The sequence below is a fragment of the Planotetraspora sp. GP83 genome, from assembly GCF_041262585.1.
Taxonomy (GTDB): Bacteria; Actinomycetota; Actinomycetes; order Streptosporangiales; family Streptosporangiaceae; genus JAOEGB01.
Window position 1 is genome coordinate 337,699 of record NZ_JBGCBZ010000005.1, and the last position, 14,392, is coordinate 352,090.

13 protein-coding genes are annotated in these 14,392 nt (G+C 70.2%); 5 read left to right on the forward strand and 8 right to left on the reverse strand.

Annotation, left to right across the window (positions count from 1 at the left end; translation table 11 throughout):
• The first annotated feature begins 54 nt into the window (after positions 1 to 54).
• Positions 55 to 372 carry a DUF4235 domain-containing protein gene (locus tag ABH927_RS10125; protein WP_370020162.1) on the forward strand — a complete coding sequence of 106 codons (318 nt, stop codon included), beginning with the start codon at positions 55 to 57 and terminating at the stop codon, positions 370 to 372.
• Between the two features lie 89 nt (positions 373 to 461).
• Here ABH927_RS10125 and ABH927_RS10130 read toward each other — a convergent pair whose 3' ends face one another.
• The 5 genes from ABH927_RS10130 to ABH927_RS10150 all read right to left on the reverse strand — a co-directional run bounded on the left by ABH927_RS10130 (position 462) and on the right by ABH927_RS10150 (position 5,601).
• Positions 462 to 1,838, reverse strand: coding sequence for a trehalose-6-phosphate synthase (locus ABH927_RS10130; protein ID WP_370020163.1), 1,377 nt, complete (start codon positions 1,836 to 1,838; stop codon positions 462 to 464).
• A gap of 212 nt (positions 1,839 to 2,050) precedes the next feature.
• Positions 2,051 to 2,836, reverse strand: a complete 786-nt coding sequence (locus ABH927_RS10135) for a hypothetical protein (protein WP_370020165.1) — start codon at positions 2,834 to 2,836, stop codon at positions 2,051 to 2,053.
• A 19-nt stretch (positions 2,837 to 2,855) separates the two neighbouring features.
• On the reverse strand, positions 2,856 to 3,155 hold the full coding sequence (locus ABH927_RS10140) for a DUF4193 domain-containing protein (protein WP_030505490.1): 300 nt from the start codon (positions 3,153 to 3,155) through the stop codon (positions 2,856 to 2,858).
• A gap of 261 nt (positions 3,156 to 3,416) precedes the next feature.
• Complete coding sequence (locus tag ABH927_RS10145) at positions 3,417 to 4,901, reverse strand: sensor histidine kinase (protein ID WP_370020168.1); 1,485 nt, start codon at positions 4,899 to 4,901, stop codon at positions 3,417 to 3,419.
• Positions 4,902 to 4,947: 46 nt separating this feature from the next.
• Positions 4,948 to 5,601 carry a response regulator transcription factor gene (locus tag ABH927_RS10150; protein ID WP_370020170.1) on the reverse strand — a complete coding sequence of 218 codons (654 nt, stop codon included), beginning with the start codon at positions 5,599 to 5,601 and terminating at the stop codon, positions 4,948 to 4,950.
• 242 nt (positions 5,602 to 5,843) lie between these two features.
• Here ABH927_RS10150 and ABH927_RS10155 point away from each other — a divergent pair, with 242 nt between their 5' ends.
• Positions 5,844 to 6,008 (forward strand): hypothetical protein, encoded by a 165-nt coding sequence (locus ABH927_RS10155; protein WP_261582160.1) that lies wholly within the window; start codon positions 5,844 to 5,846, stop codon positions 6,006 to 6,008.
• Positions 6,009 to 6,091: 83 nt separating this feature from the next.
• Here ABH927_RS10155 and ABH927_RS10160 read toward each other — a convergent pair whose 3' ends face one another.
• Both ABH927_RS10160 and ABH927_RS10165 read right to left on the reverse strand, forming a co-directional pair.
• Positions 6,092 to 6,913, reverse strand: a complete 822-nt coding sequence (locus ABH927_RS10160; RefSeq protein WP_370020171.1) for an inositol monophosphatase family protein — start codon at positions 6,911 to 6,913, stop codon at positions 6,092 to 6,094.
• Positions 6,914 to 7,096: 183 nt separating this feature from the next.
• Complete coding sequence (locus tag ABH927_RS10165; RefSeq protein WP_370020173.1) at positions 7,097 to 9,127, reverse strand: prolyl oligopeptidase family serine peptidase; 2,031 nt, start codon at positions 9,125 to 9,127, stop codon at positions 7,097 to 7,099.
• Between the two features lie 90 nt (positions 9,128 to 9,217).
• Between ABH927_RS10165 and ABH927_RS10170 the strand changes: the two genes are divergently transcribed.
• On the forward strand, positions 9,218 to 10,210 hold the full coding sequence (locus ABH927_RS10170) for a ferrochelatase (RefSeq protein WP_370020174.1): 993 nt from the start codon (positions 9,218 to 9,220) through the stop codon (positions 10,208 to 10,210).
• 74 nt (positions 10,211 to 10,284) lie between these two features.
• Here the strand turns inward: ABH927_RS10170 and ABH927_RS10175 are convergent, their stop codons facing one another.
• Entirely contained in the window at positions 10,285 to 11,493 is a 1,209-nt protein-coding gene (locus ABH927_RS10175) for a lytic transglycosylase domain-containing protein (protein WP_370020176.1), read from the reverse strand.
• A gap of 233 nt (positions 11,494 to 11,726) precedes the next feature.
• On the opposite strand from ABH927_RS10175, the gene ABH927_RS10180 reads away from it, so the two are divergent.
• Together ABH927_RS10180 and ABH927_RS10185 are read left to right on the forward strand one after the other, a co-directional pair.
• Positions 11,727 to 12,917, forward strand: coding sequence for an MFS transporter (locus tag ABH927_RS10180; protein WP_370020178.1), 1,191 nt, complete (start codon positions 11,727 to 11,729; stop codon positions 12,915 to 12,917).
• A gap of 78 nt (positions 12,918 to 12,995) precedes the next feature.
• On the forward strand, positions 12,996 to 14,303 hold the full coding sequence (locus ABH927_RS10185; RefSeq protein ID WP_370020180.1) for a D-arabinono-1,4-lactone oxidase: 1,308 nt from the start codon (positions 12,996 to 12,998) through the stop codon (positions 14,301 to 14,303).
• The last annotated feature ends 89 nt before the right edge of the window (positions 14,304 to 14,392 follow it).

Sequence of the window (14,392 nt, forward strand, 5' to 3'; positions counted from 1 at the left end):
GGCGTGCGCAACACCGCGGCGGGGAGACACTAAGGTCGTTATCGAGGAGGAATCATGGCGGATATCACGCGGGATGCGCGGCGTGAATTGGGCGTGCCCGAGAAGCCGGACATGCAGTGGCGGATCGTGGGCGGCCTCGTGGGCCTCGCCGTGGGGTTCGCCTCGCGCAAGGTGCTCTCCTTCGCCTGGGAGAAGGCCACCGGCAAGAAGCCCCCGGCGAGTGCCGACTCGCTGGAGATCGGCCTCGGCGAGGCGATCGCCTATGCCGTCGTGATGGGGTTGGGCATGGAGATCACCCGGATCGTGACCACCCGTGCCGCCGCGAAGAAGTGGCGGTCCTGGAAGGACGCGGCCAAGGACATCACGACCTAGAGCCCCCTATGGCTGGACCGACCCGTCTGGCATGCCGGGAACGCCCGGCATGCCCGGGAACGGCCCGATTCGCTCCCAGGTGTGGGGATCTATCTGGACTCCAGGGCGGTAAGGAAGTCGCTGGCCCACTTGTCGACGTCGTGGGTGGCGACCCGCCGCCTGAGCGAGCGCATCCTGCGTGACAGCTCGTGCGGGGTCGCCCGCATCGCCGCCAGCATCGCCCTCTTCATGCCGTCGATGTCGTACGGATTGACCAGGAATGCCTGCCGGAGCTCGTCGGCGGCCCCGGCGAACTCGCTGAGCACGAGCGCGCCACGCAGGTCGTGCCGGCACGCGACGTACTCCTTGGCCACCAGGTTCATGCCGTCACGCAGCGGCGTGACGACCATGACGTCCGCCGCGCAGTAGAGCGCCGCCAGCTCGTCCTTGGTGTACGACTGGTGGAGGTAGCTGATCGGCTGCCGGCCGAGCATGCCGTGCTCGCCGTTGATCCGGCCCACCTTGAGCTCGATGTCGTTGCGCAGCCGGATGTACTCCGCGACGCGCTCCCGGGTGGGCGTGGCGACCTGCACGAACGCCGCCTCGCCCGGCTTGATCGCGCCGTCGCCGAGCAGCTCGCCGAACGCCTTGAGCCGCTGGCCGATCCCCTTGGTGTAGTCGAGCCGGTCGACGCCGAGCAGCACGTGCTCCGGGTCGCCGAGCTCGGCCCGGATCTCCTTGGCCCTGGCCAGGATCCTCGGCTCGCGGACGAGCTGGTCCAGCTCGCCGAAGTCGACCGAGATCGGGAACGCCTCGGCGCGTACGGTGCGGCCGTCGACCAGGATCTCGTTGCGGTAGTTCTGCAGACCAAGCAGGCGGCGGCAGAGCCGGATGAAGTTCGAGGCGCCGCCCGGCCGCTGGAACCCGACGAGGTCGGCGCCGAGCAGCCCCTCGATGATCTCGTTGCGCCACGGGAGCTGCCAGAACAGCTCCACGGGCGGGAAGGGGATGTGCAGGAAGAACCCGATCTTCAGGTCGGGCCGGAGCTTGCGCAGCATGGCGGGCACGAGCTGGAGCTGGTAGTCCTGCACCCACACCACCGCGCCCGGCGCGGCGGCGTCGGCGGCGGCGCGGGCGAACCGGTCGTTCACGGCCCGGTAGGCGTCCCACAGCACGCGGGAGTAGACCGGAGTCGCGACGACGTCGTGGTAGAGCGGCCACAGGGTGGCGTTGGAGAACCCCTCGTAGTAGAGCTCCATCTCAAGGGCCGAGAGCGGCACCGGGATCAGGTGCATGCCGTCGTCCTCGAACGGCTTGAGCTCCTCTCCCGCCGCTCCCGTCCAGCCGAGCCAGGCTCCGTGACGCCGCTGCATGACGGGCGCGATGGCGGTGACCAGTCCGCCAGGGCTGCGACGCCACTCATTCTCGCCCACCCGGTCCACCGGAAGCCGGTTAGCGACGATCAGAAACGAGCTGGTGCCACGCATGAAGCCCCTCCAGGGTCGCCTGAGCCCACCATACGAAAGGCCAGTGCGATCGCCCATACCCGTAATGACGTGCACAATTCCTGAAAAGGGGTGTGAGAATGATCTCACCCAGCTCACGGCGGGTGGCGAAGAGGTTTAGACCAATCGGTGACATTTCCATACCAGGCGGCAGGGCGAGATCCCGACGGTGATCGAGCGGGCGTACGGGCGACTCAGGGGCGTGTGGGTCCCTCAAGCGGACGTGGGGGCGACTCAGGCAGGGCGCGCTGGCGGCGCAGATCGGCCCGTACGGCTTCCGCGAGCCTCTTGGTGGCCAGCCTGTTGAGCGCGCCACCGGCGACCGCGCCGGTGAGGAAGGGGCCGAGCGTGGTGAGATGCCTCCCCAGCGTCCGCATCAGGCGGTTTCGCAGCGCGGTCTTCGCCGCGGCGCCGAGGGCGAGGGTGGCCGATCCCGGGGCGAGGGGGTTGATGCCACGTTGCCTGGACCAGGCGGCGGTGTAGGCCGCGGCGCGCTGCGACCCGTTGCCGGGGATCTGCACGCCGTACACCTCGTGCAGCTCGGCGAGGAGCTTCACCTCGATGGCGGCGACGACGAGCGTCTCGGCCACGAGCTGGGCGGGGGCGGACAGGAGGAGGGGCGGAGCGGCGAACTCGGCGGCGGCGAGCGCTCCCCCGACCGCGCCGACGGCCATGGTGGCCTTGGTCGCCGTACGGACGAGATCGTCGGCGAGCTGCTCTCCGGTGAGCCCGTAGTGGTGTTCCTGAAGGGTCGCGTAGTCCCTGATGGGTAAGCGCGGCGCGATGCTCATGAACACGTCGGCGAGCCACCGGCCGCGGCCTGTGCCTGACTTGCCGGCCTTCCTGGCGGATTGCGTGAGCGCCCTGCTGAGGCGGCCGAGCAGGCGACGCCGCTCGGCCCCGTCCGTCTCCTCAGGGGCCACGAGTTTACCGACGAGGTCGGCAACCTCTTCGTGTGATCGATCCGCTTCGGAAGTCACGGACCCTCCTAAGAGTCTCCTAGGCCGCGCACTCGCGGCAGACCTGCTGGCCGTTCTTCTCGGAGGCCAGCTGGCTGCGGTGGTGCACCAGGAAGCAACGCGAGCAGGTGAACTCGTCGGCCTGCCGAGGAATCACCCGAAGAGAGAGCTCCTCGTTCGACAGGTCAGCCCCTGGCAGCTCAAGCGACTCGGCAAGGTCCGTCTCGTCGATGTCGATGCTGCCCGACGACTTGTCGCTGCGCCGTGCCTGGAGTTCCTGAAGACTGTCCTCATTCAGGTCATCGTCAGTCTTGCGCGGGCTGTCGTAGTCGGTAGCCATTTGCGTACTCCATCCCCCTCATCTATCTGTCTGCGCCGTGTCGCGCGTATTCAACGCTCGGAAGGCCGGTGTTGTGCCCGCGGGATCCGGGAGATTTTGCAATCGGTACCCCGCTTCGACGAACACTGAACCTCCCGACACGCGGGGGGTATGCCGTACAAGGCTCCGGTTAGCCAAATATGGCGAAAACCACAGTATCGACGGTATGACCCACCGCGTTTCGACGGCACATCCAACCACATGTACGGCGCGCTCGCTCCATCAGCGCGCCGACTGCGGCATTCCGGAGGTGGCCCCGGTCCCCGAGAGACGTACCGTCATCACGAGCCCTCCGCCGTCACGGGGGACGGCGGCGACCGATCCGCCGTGCGCCCGAATGATCGCGCGCACGATGGACAAGCCCAGCCCCGCGCCTTTGGCGGATTGGACCCGGTCGGCGTTCAGTCTCCGGAACGGCTCGAACAGGCTCTCCACCTCATACGCGGGAACGTGCGGTCCCGTGTTCGCGACCTGAACAACGGCACCCCCGTCCACAATTCCCGTTCGGACCCAGACTTTTCCTGAGGGGCCAGAGTTGTGCTTGATGCCGTTCTCCACCAGGTTCGACACGCAACGTTCCAGGAGAACCGGATCACCTGTCGTGGGAGCGGGGTGCAGGTCGTATTCGACCGTGACGTTCTCCTCGGCCGCGAACGGCGCCAGTTGCTCGACGGCCGTCCTGGCCACCTCCTGGACGTCCACGGGCTTGCGGACCGACAGCGCCCGCTCGCTGCGGGCCAGGAGCAGCAGCCCCTCGATCAGCCGCTCGTTGCGGGCGGTGGTGCCCAGGAGGGTGCGGCCGAGCACCTTGAGGTCTTCGGACGCCTCGGGGTCGGAGAGGGCGACCTCCAGGACGGTCCGGTTGATCGCGAGCGGGGTCCTGAGCTCGTGTGAGGCGTTGTCCACGAACCGTCTCTGCGCGTCGAACGCCGTGTTGAGCCGGGTCAGCATCGCGTCGAAGGTGTCCGCGAGCTCCTTGAGCTCGTCGTCGGGCCCGGTCAGGTCGATCCGCTCGTGGGCCAGCGAGGTCTCCGACAGCTTCCGCGCCGTCGCCGTCATCGTCTTGATCGGCCGCAACGCCCTGTCCGCCACGACGTATCCAAGAATGAGCGCGAGAATGCCCACCCCCAGCAGCGCCATGAGCGATCTGGTGAGCAGGTGGGCACGCGCGGACTGGATGGCCTCGTTCTGCGCCTGGGTCCACCAGCCCTGGACCCACTCGGCAGCCCCAGCGGGCGCGTCCTGGGGCACACCGATGTCCGGCCATGCCGCGCTGATCGACAGACCCACCAGCGTGTACATCACGAAGAGGAGCAGGGCTCCGGCGACGAAGAACAAGGCGCCGTAGGTGAGCGTCAGCCGCCAGCGGATGCTCACGCGCCCCTGGAGAGCCTTGATCTCATCGATCAGAGTGGGCTTGACCGGCTGGGCGTTCAAGGGCGGCGGGCCGTCCCAGGCAGGCGGGCCGCTGGGCGGGCGCGCTACCTGGCTCCGGTACGGGCCCGTGCCCATCGGGGACGACATGCGCGCTATCGGGCCGCCGCTAAGGGGCTCGGCACGCCATCCCGCCTCGGCGTCACCGGCCGGGGGGAGGATTTGCGGGCTCGCCGCCCTGTCCCCCGTCGGCCGCCTGTCCCCCGCCTTGTCCCCCGCCTTGTCCCCCGTCTTGTTTCCGGGCCCGGTGCCGGGCTCACGCGGTGGGGTCATGACCTCTCACCTCCCGGGACGTCATCGGAAAGATCGCCCCGCCCGATCACAGCCGGTATCCCACTCCGGGGACGGTCTCGATGGCCTGCGGCTCACCGAGCTTCTTGCGGAGCGTCATCATGGTCACTCGTACGACGTTGGTGAACGGGTCGATGTGCTCGTCCCACGCCTTGTCGAGCAGGTCCTCCTGGCTGACGACGGCGCCCTCGGCGCGCATCAGCTCCTCCAGGACGGCGAACTCCTTCTTGGTCAGCGCGATCTCCTTGCTGTCCCTGGTGACCAGGCGCTTGCCCGGGTCCAAACGGATCCCGGCGCGCTCCAGCACGGGCGGCAGCGGAGGAGCGGAGCGCCTGCCGAGGGCGCGCACCCGGGCGATCAGCTCCATGAAGACGAACGGCTTGGCGAGGTAGTCGTCGGCACCCAGCTCCAGCCCCTCGACCTTGTCGTCCACGTCCCCGGCGGCCGTCAGCATGATGATCCGCGACGCCGACCGCTGCGCGACGAGCCGCCGGGCCACCTCGTCACCGTGGACCTTGGGAAGGTCGCGGTCGAGCACGATCACGTCGTAGTCGATGTATCCGGTCTTCTCCAGCGCGGCCGCGCCGTCGTACGCGACGTCCACGGCCATCGCCTCACGGCGGAGCCCCGTGGCGATCGCGTCAGCGAGCACCCGTTCGTCCTCCACCACAAGCACCCGCATCAAGATCCTCCTCAGCTGGAACGACGCCATCATTGTGGCCGTATTCGACGTAAGCGCACGGTAAGCGGTTCCCTGGCTCTACGTGAGGTAGAGCACAGGAATTCGATGGTTTGAGGCTGTGCCGCGCATGGGTAAGGGCTCGGCTACACCCCAATTGTCGTGTGCCGGGGAAGGCGCGCTCTCCCCAGGATCCGCTGCGGGGTCTGTGCACGACGCTTTCGCCCCCTGAGAAAGAAGGTGAGATGGGCGAGTTCACGACCACGATCGAAACCCGGCTCGACCAGGCCTACAAAGGTCTAGAGGAGGCCACGTCGAACGGGGACGATTTCCTCGCCGACACCCTCACCGCCGAGATCGAAGACCTGCGGCGCCTCGCAGACGATCACGGCGTGCCGATCCAGCGTTAACGACGACCAGGGACGCGGGGGCTCGCCTCAGGGCGGGCCCCCGCGTCGTGTTTGCGGCCGATCCCCCGGCGAGAGGCTCATGATCAGTCGTGTTCGGGGTCGAGGGACACGAGCAGGTCGTGGAGATCCTCGAAGAGCCCGGGGGCCGCGCACACCGCCATCTCGACGCTCGGCGGCCTGCCGTTCAGACCCGCGATGCGGGCGCCCGCCTCGGCCGCGATGAGCCCTCCGGCGGCGTGGTCCCAGTAGTTGGTGCCGCGCTCGTAGTAGGCGTCCACCCGACCCGAGGCGACCGAGCAGAGATCGATCGCGCAGGAGCCGCCGCGCCTGATGTCACGGACCCTCGGCAGCACCTGGGACAGCACCTCGGCCTGGACGCGGCGCCGTTCCGCCGCGTAGCCGAAGCCGGTGGCGACCAGCGCCCGGTCGAGCGGAACCCCGGTGTTGCAGCGCAGCCGCTCTCCGGCAAGCCACGCTCCCCCGCCCTTGGACGCGGTGAACAGCTCGCCGCGCGGGACGTTGTTCACCACGCCCGCGACGATCTCGCCGTCCACCTCGACGGCGATGCTGACGGCCCAGTCGGGCACGCCGTACAGGAAGTTCACCGTGCCGTCGATCGGGTCGACCACCCAGCGGGCGCCTCCCTCGCCGGGCGTGGCGCCGCCCTCCTCGCCCAGGATCGCGTCGTACGGCCTGGCCTCGGCGATGCGGGTGCGGATCAGCTGCTCGGCGGCCCGGTCGAGGGCGGTCACGACGTCGGTCGGGCTGGACTTGGTCGCCAGGACCTCGGGACGGGCGGGGCGCTTGGCGAGGAGCATCTGGCCCGCCTCCTCCGCGATGGCCACCGCCAGCTCCAGCAGCCCCGCCCCCTCGGCGTGATCATGCACAAGTTCCCGATCACCCATCCCGACCTGCCCCTTCCCGGTGCGTGATCATGCTCAGGTTCCCGATCCCGGCCGCTGAACAGTGCGGACACCATCCGCGATCAGGCAGTCGACATATTCCGCACAAATCCACATATTCCCGACTGCATGGTCACGAATGGCATCCTCCCAGATCAACGGTCGTGATCGTGAACCCGTGCATGATCACGCCGTGGAGGTGGGCCGGGTCCAGGGGGCGCCGAGCACGTGGTGGGCCAGGAAAGCCAGCACGGTCTCGTACCAGGCCACGGCGTTGCCCGGGTTGAGCACCCAGTGGTTCTCGTCCGGGAAGTAGAGGAACTTCGACTCCACGCCGGAACGCTGGAGATCCCACCAGAGCCGCAGCCCCTCGCCGATCGGGACGCGGTAGTCCTTGTCCCCGTGGATCACCAGCATCGGAGTGGTGATCTTGTCCAGCGAGTGATGGGGCGACAGCCGCGTCAGACGGTCGGAGCCAGGCCTGCCGAACTCCCGCTGCCAGTACATCGAGGCGTCCGTCGTCCCGGCGAACTGGTCCAGGTTCCAGAGCGAGGCGTGGGTCACGATGGCCTTGAACCGGTCGGTGTGGCCGGCCACCCAGTTGGCCATGTAGCCGCCGAAGGAGCCGCCCATGGCCGCGATCCGCTGGTCGTCGATGTCCGGCCGCTTGAGGCACTCGTCCGTGATCGCCATCAGGTCGCCGTGGGTGACCGGCCCCCACTCGCCCCAGCCCCGGTCGATCATCGCCTGGCCGTAGCCGGTCGACAGGCAGGGGTCCGGGAGCAGCACGGCATAGCCGTTCTTCGCCATGATCCACGGGTTCCAGCGCCACGACCAGTCGTTCCAGCTGCCCAGCGGCCCCCCGTGGATCCACAGGAGGAACGGCGCGGGGCTCTCCGCCGACGCCCCGGCGGGCAGGACGAGCCAGCCGCGGATGTCGGTGCCGTCGTCGGCGACCGCGCTCACCTCGGTCAGCGTGCCCGGCAGGTCCAGAGCGGGCGTGGGCGAGGGCAGGTCGGTGACCGAGCCGTCCGGGGAGATCCGCACCGGCCGCGGCGGCGAGTCGACGGCCCCGCGCAGCGCGTAGACCGAGCCGTCGGGAGCGGGGCACAGGTCGTTGTAAGCCCCGTCGTCGGAGGTGAGCCTCTCGACGGAGGAGTCGAGGGAGGAGTCGAGGGAGACATCGAGGGAGATGCGGAAGACCGGGCGGCGGCCCAGGTGGTCGGCGGCGACGAAGAGCGCCTCCGACGACGGCGCCCACGCGACGGCCACCGGGAGCAGCTCGCCCCCGAGGGCCCGGCCCTCTCCCGTCGCCAGGTCGACGACCCACAGCTCGGCGGAGGACGACACCTCCTCGGTGGCGTGCCGTTCCCTCGTGCAGGCGACGAACCGCCCGTCCGGGGAGACCACGACGGGGCCGCCGAAGTCGTGGGACTCCGACGCGGCCAGCGTGCGGCGGGAGCCCGGGCCGGCGGCCACGTCGAAGGCGGCCAGCTCGTACCGCGACTCGCCGTTCGGGAGCGGGACGCGCCAGGTCGTGATCACCGTGGAGCCGTCCGGTGTGAGGGCGAAGTCGGCGTTGTCCAGGGCCCTTCCCGGCTCGGGCGTCAGATCCGCGGCGTCGTCGAGCGCGCCCTCCGCGCCCGGCCCGTCACCGTCACCGACGGCGGCGGCGGCGGCGAACAGGCGGGTCTCCGCCGGACCGAGGTCGTGGTCCCAGTACCGGATCGGGTAGCTCTCGTGCAGGATCGCGCTGATCCCGGCGTCCTTGCGGGCCTTGCGGCGCTCCTCCTCCGTGGCGGCGTCGCCGGGAAGGACCTGGGCCGCGTAGACGACGGTCCCGCCCGCCGCCCGGACTCCGCCGATCCCGCCGGGCCGCGTCGCGATCCGCCGGGGCTCGCCGCGCTCGGGCAGCAGCCACAGCGCCGGGACCTCCTCGTCACCGTCCTTGACCGTCGCGTCCGGCCGCCGGGAGACGAACAGCAGCTCGCCTCCAGGGGCGAACTGCGCCCCCGCCTCGCCCTTCGCCGACCTCGTCAGCCGGTACGGCGTGGCGTCCGGGTCGAGTGGGATCTCCCACAGGGCCGTGCCGTACGACTTCCCGTCGGGGTTGAGGGACTGGACCACGGACACGAGCCGGGTCCCGTCGGGCGAGAGCCGCAGCGACACCACACGCGGCAGAGCGACGTAATCACGGATGTCAGGAAATTGGCTCACCCGATCGAACCTACCCGGATCTCCGGGCCGTCCCCAACGCTTTACGCCTCCCGCGTAGGACCGGCCCCCGCCGCGCGTAGGGTGTGGGTCATGGGGAGCACCAACGCCTACGACGCGCTGCTCGTCGTCTCGTTCGGGGGGCCGGAGAAGCCCGAGGACGTCATGCCGTTCCTGGAGAATGTGGTCCGCGGGCGCGGGGTGCCGCGTGAGCGGCTGCTCGAGGTCGAGGCGCACTACCAGGGCTTCGGCGGAGTCAGCCCGATCAACCGGCAGTGCCGCGACCTGATCGACGCGCTCGACGTGGACCTGCCCGTCTACTGGGGCAACCGGAACTGGCATCCGTTCCTGGAGGACACCGTCCGTCAGATGGCCGCCGACGGGGTCCGGAAGGCGGCGGCGTTCGTAACGGCGGCCTACAGCTCCTACTCCAGCTGCCGTCAGTACCTCGACGACATCGCGCGGGCGCGGGCGAGCGTCCCGGGCGCCCCGGAGATCGTCAAGCTCCGCCACTACTTCGACCACCCGGGCTTCATCGCGGCGATGGCCGACCACACCCGCGAGGCGCTGGACCGGCTTCCGGAGGCCGAGCGGGAGGGCGCGCGCCTCGTCTTCACGGCGCACAGCATCCCCGTCTCCATGGCCCGTACGGCCGGGCCGTCCGGCGGGGCGTACGAGGCCCAACTCCGGAGGGCCGCCGCGCTCGTCACCGAACAGGTGAGTACGCCGGGGGACACAGCGCGGCCGTGGGACCTGGTCTGGCAGAGCCGCAGCGGCCCGCCGCACATCCCGTGGCTGGAGCCCGACGTCTCGGACCATCTGGAGGCGCTGCACGCCGAGGGCGTCCGGGCGGCCGTGCTCGTGCCCATCGGGTTCGTCTCCGACCACATGGAGGTCGTCTACGACCTCGACGTGGAGGCGGCGGCCACGGCGGACAAGCTCGGGATGGCGCTCACCAGGGCGGCCACGGCGGGCACGCATCCGAGGTTCGTGTCCATGGTGAGCGAGCTGCTCGCCGAGCCGGAGCCCGCCCCCTGCGCCGCCACCTGCTGCCCGGCCCCCGTCAGGCGACCGGCGGCCTCGTAGGCGCACGCCCGGGGCCGTACGCGCTGTCAGGAGGCCCAGGAGGGCCCAGGAGGGCCCGGGAGTCCCAGGAGGGCTCAGGAGTACGTGCGGGCGTACGCGGTGGCCAGGGACAGGACCCGGTTCACGTAGGCCCAGGAGTGGTTGTAGAACCACACCGACTTCCTGAGCTTCTCGCCGCCGAGCCCCGCGCCGTTCGCGCACAGATACTTGGCGGCGGCCGGGACGGCGTCGTAGGCGCTCCAGATGTCGGCCTGGCCGTCCCCGTCGCCGTCGACCCCGTAGGACTTCCAGGTGCTCGGCATGAACTGCATGGGTCCGAGCGCTCCCGCCGACGACGGCCCGTTGTTGCGCCCGTGGCCGCTCTCCACCTGCCCGATGGCGGCGAGCACGGTCCAGGACAGGCCGGGGCAGAGGGTCGCGGCACGCTGGTAGAGCTCCAGGTAGCTCTCGGGCCGTCCGACGAGCGCCTGCCGCGCCGCCGGCGGAGGCTTGGGGTCGGCACGGGTCGGGCCCACGGTCACCACCTGGGCCTTGGGGCCGAGCAGGCGTTCGACGCGGTGCTCGTCGAGCTTGCCGGAGTCGCCGTGGACCAGGACGACCACCCCGGAGGCGAAGCCGAGCCGCCGCCCGAGGTCCTTGCTGATCAGGCCATCCACTCCGGGAAGCCCCAGCGACGCCGAGGCCGCCACCCGCAGTCGCGGGCCGCCGTCGAGCTGGTATTCGGCGCCCAGGACCATGCCCAGCCGCTTGATCGTCGCGCCGTCGGCCACGAACTCGTTCCGGGCCAGGGCGCTCCACACCTCGGGGTGCTCCGCCACCGGCCTGGGGGTCCACGACCGGAACTGGGCGGGATCGACGGCGAGCAACTGCAGGCCGTTGCCGGAGATGCGCACCGTGCCGCCATCGGTGGCCGCCACCTTCTGCACGTGGCGGAGAGCGGCGATCTTCCGCAGCGTCCTGGACGAAACCGGGGACGGCGAGATCGCCATGAGCCGTGGCGGGGTGACCTGGACGCCGGGGCCGCCGATTACCGGCGAGTTCGACGGCAGCGTGGGATCCGGCACGAGCGCCGCGGCCGGGCCCTGACCGGCCGTGTCCCCCTCGCCTGTGTCCTCCTTGCCCGTGTCCCCCGCGCCCGTGTCTCCCTCGCCTATGGAGACGCCGGGCGTTCCAGCGCCGTCCAGGATCAAGAAGGCGCATCCCGATGCGATGACGACCGTGATCACCGCCGCGAGCCCGGCCACGAGGGTGCGAAGGGTCGTGAACCGGGGAACAGGGCGCACAGGGCTCACGTTAAACCCTTCATCCCAGAGACGTAAAAATCACTTGCCACCTGACGGGCCAGTGCGTCAGGGTAAAAAGTACGTCAAGGTCCAAATAGGATAAAACACCGTCCGCGTGCCGTGGGTGCGATCACCCGCGGCCGCCCGCCACTCCAGATGGCGCGCCCGGACGCACGGCGACCTCACCTCCGCGTGAGCTCGCCGCACGAGGCAGTGCCGAAGGGGAATGCGACATGGTCGGGCCGTACCGAGGGCTGTTCGGCACGCCTGGAGTCAAGGGCTTCGTGATCGCGGGGTTCATCGGGCGGATCCCCATGTCGATGCTCGGCATCGGCATCGTCCTGCTCATCTCGGCACTCACCGGCTCGTACGCCACCGCCGGCGCGGTGGCCGCGACGGTGTCGCTCGCCTACGCCGTCGCCGCTCCCCTCTCCGGCCGGCTCGTGGACAGGTTCGGCCAGGCGAGGGTGCTGGTCCCCTTCGTCCTCCTCCACGGGGCCGCGCTCGCCGGGCTGATGCTGTGCGCCCATGGCAAGGCTCCCACCTGGACGCTCTACGCCACCGGCGTGGCCGTCGGCGGCACCGCCACCTCCCTCGGCTCGATGGTCCGGGCCCGCTGGTCGCACGTGCTCGACGACTCCGCCAAGCTGCACACCGCCTTCTCCTTCGAGTCGGTGGCCGACGAGGTCATCTTCGTGGGCGGCCCGGCGTTCATGACGGCCCTCGCGACCACGGTCAGCGTGTACTCGGGACTCATCGTGGCGCTCGCGCTGACCGTGGCCGGCACGCTCGTGTTCGCCGCCCTCAGGGGGACCGAACCGCCCGTCGTGCGGCACCGTGGAGACGCCGGGTCGCCGATCGCGATCCCGGGGGTGGCGCTGCTGTCGGCCGTCTTCCTCGCCATGGGGTCGGTGTTCGGCTCGGTGGACATCATCACCGTCGCCTTCGCCGAGGAACACGGGAACAAGGCCGCGGCCGGGCTCATGCTCGCCTCGGTCGCGAGCGGCAGCATGCTCTCCGGCCTGTGGTACGGCTCGCGCAACTGGAAGCTCAGCCTCCGCGGCCGGTTCGTGAGGGGGCTGTCGGTGTTCACCCTGGGGCTGACGCCGGTGCTGCTGATGGACGACATCCGGGCCATGTCCGTCGCGCTGTTCTTCGCCGGGCTGGCCATCTCGCCCACCCTCATCACCGGTTTCTCGCTCATCGAGCGGCTGGTCCCGGCCGCGCGGCTCACCGAGGGCATGTCGTGGATCTCGACGTCCATCGGGTTCGGGGTGGCCGTCGGCGCCTGGGCGGGCGGCCGGCTGACCGACCTCTACGGCGCTTCCAACGCGTACGGCTTCTCCTACGCCTGCGCGCTCGTGGCGGTGGCGGTGGGCGTGACCGGGTCCGCGCTCATGCGGGTGGAGCGGCGCACCTCCTGACCCATAGGCAGCCACCAGCTTTATGAGTAGTGTTCATGTTCCTGGCGGGCCCGGGCAGGCCGCCGGGCAAGGAGGAACATGGACGCCTTCGTCAACTGGGCGCGGAACCAGTCGATCACGCCCTCGGAGGTCCGTACGCCCGCATCGGCGGACGAGGTGGCGCGGGCCGTGCGGGACGCGTCGAGCAGCGGCCGCCGGGTCCGCATGCCGGGCACCGGGCACTCGTTCACGGGCGTGGCCCTCACCGACGGCATCCTGCTGCGGCCCACGGCCCTGACCGGCATCCTCGGCGGGGGCGACGGGTGGGTCAAGGTCGCCGCGGGCACCCCGCTCCGCGCCCTCAACGAGGAGCTGGACCGGCGCGGCCTCGCCCTGGCCAACATGGGCGACATCACCGCCCAGACCGTCGCGGGGGCCATCCAGACCGGCACCCACGGCACCGGCCGGGAGATCGGCGGCCTGGCCGACCAGGTCGTCGAGATGGACATCGTCCTCGCCGACGGCACGCTCGCGACCGTGCGCGACGGCGACCTGTTCGACGCGGCCCGGGTCGGCCTGGGGGCGCTCGGCATCCTCACCGCGGTGACGTTCCGGGTCGAGCCCGCCTTCCTCCTCCGCAGCCGCCGCGAACCGCTGCCGTTCAGCGGCATCCTGGAGTCGCTCGACGAGCTGACCGAGGCCAACGAGCATCTTGACTTCTTCTGGCTGCCGCACACCGACACGTGCCTGGTCAAGCGGAACAACCGCTCCCCCGGCCCGGCCCGCCCTCCGGGAGCCTTCAAGCACTGGCTGGACAACGTGTTCCTGGAGAACACGCTCTTCGGTGCCGTGTGCGCGGTGGGCGCCCGCTTCCCCGGCGCCATTCCCCGGATCAACGCGATCTCGGCGAGCGTGCTGAGCGCGTCGGAGTTCGCCGACCGCTCGTACAAGGTCTTCACGTCCGTGCGCGAGGTCCGGTTCCTGGAGATGGAGTACGCCATACCGCGCCACCATCTCGCCCAGGCGCTGAGGGAGACGCGCGACCTCATCGAGAGGGCCGGGTGGAAGATCACCTTCCCGGTCGAGGTCAGGGTGACGCCGCCGTCCGACGCCTGGCTCTCCACCGCGTACGGCAGGCCGTCGGCGTACGTCGCCTGCCACATCTACCGGCCGACGCCGAACGACGCCTACTTCGAGGGCGTCGAGGAGATCATGACGAGGCTCCAGGGCCGGCCGCACTGGGGCAAGCTGCACACCCGCGACGCGGCCTACCTCCGCACGGTCTACCCGAAGTTCGCCGACTTCGTGGCGCTGCGCGACAAGCTCGACCCGCAGGGCCTTTTCACCAACGACTACCTGAACCGGGCCCTCGGCACGCCGCCGGATGCGCCCGAGCAAAGCGCATGATCACCGAGGGTTCCGGCCAGGCCTGATCAGGAATCCGCGCATGATCACGCGGGGGATGGGGGCGGGCGGGCGAGCCGTACGGCACCGGG

What these genes read in the sequence shown, in the direction of transcription:
- ABH927_RS10140 (WP_030505490.1), bottom strand. Translation starts at nt 3,155, where the DNA reads ATGGCTACCGACTACGACAGCCCGCGCAAGACTGACGATGACCTGAAT.
- ABH927_RS10185 (WP_370020180.1), top strand. Translation starts at nt 12,996, where the DNA reads ATGGACGCCTTCGTCAACTGGGCGCGGAACCAGTCGATCACGCCCTCG.
- ABH927_RS10150 (WP_370020170.1), bottom strand. Translation starts at nt 5,601, where the DNA reads ATGCGGGTGCTTGTGGTGGAGGACGAACGGGTGCTCGCTGACGCGATC.
- ABH927_RS10145 (WP_370020168.1), bottom strand. Translation starts at nt 4,901, where the DNA reads ATGACCCCACCGCGTGAGCCCGGCACCGGGCCCGGAAACAAGACGGGG.
- ABH927_RS10160 (WP_370020171.1), bottom strand. Translation starts at nt 6,913, where the DNA reads ATGGGTGATCGGGAACTTGTGCATGATCACGCCGAGGGGGCGGGGCTG.
- ABH927_RS10125 (WP_370020162.1), top strand. Translation starts at nt 55, where the DNA reads ATGGCGGATATCACGCGGGATGCGCGGCGTGAATTGGGCGTGCCCGAG.
- ABH927_RS10170 (WP_370020174.1), top strand. Translation starts at nt 9,218, where the DNA reads ATGGGGAGCACCAACGCCTACGACGCGCTGCTCGTCGTCTCGTTCGGG.
- ABH927_RS10180 (WP_370020178.1), top strand. Translation starts at nt 11,727, where the DNA reads ATGGTCGGGCCGTACCGAGGGCTGTTCGGCACGCCTGGAGTCAAGGGC.
- ABH927_RS10155 (WP_261582160.1), top strand. Translation starts at nt 5,844, where the DNA reads ATGGGCGAGTTCACGACCACGATCGAAACCCGGCTCGACCAGGCCTAC.
- ABH927_RS10130 (WP_370020163.1), bottom strand. Translation starts at nt 1,838, where the DNA reads ATGCGTGGCACCAGCTCGTTTCTGATCGTCGCTAACCGGCTTCCGGTG.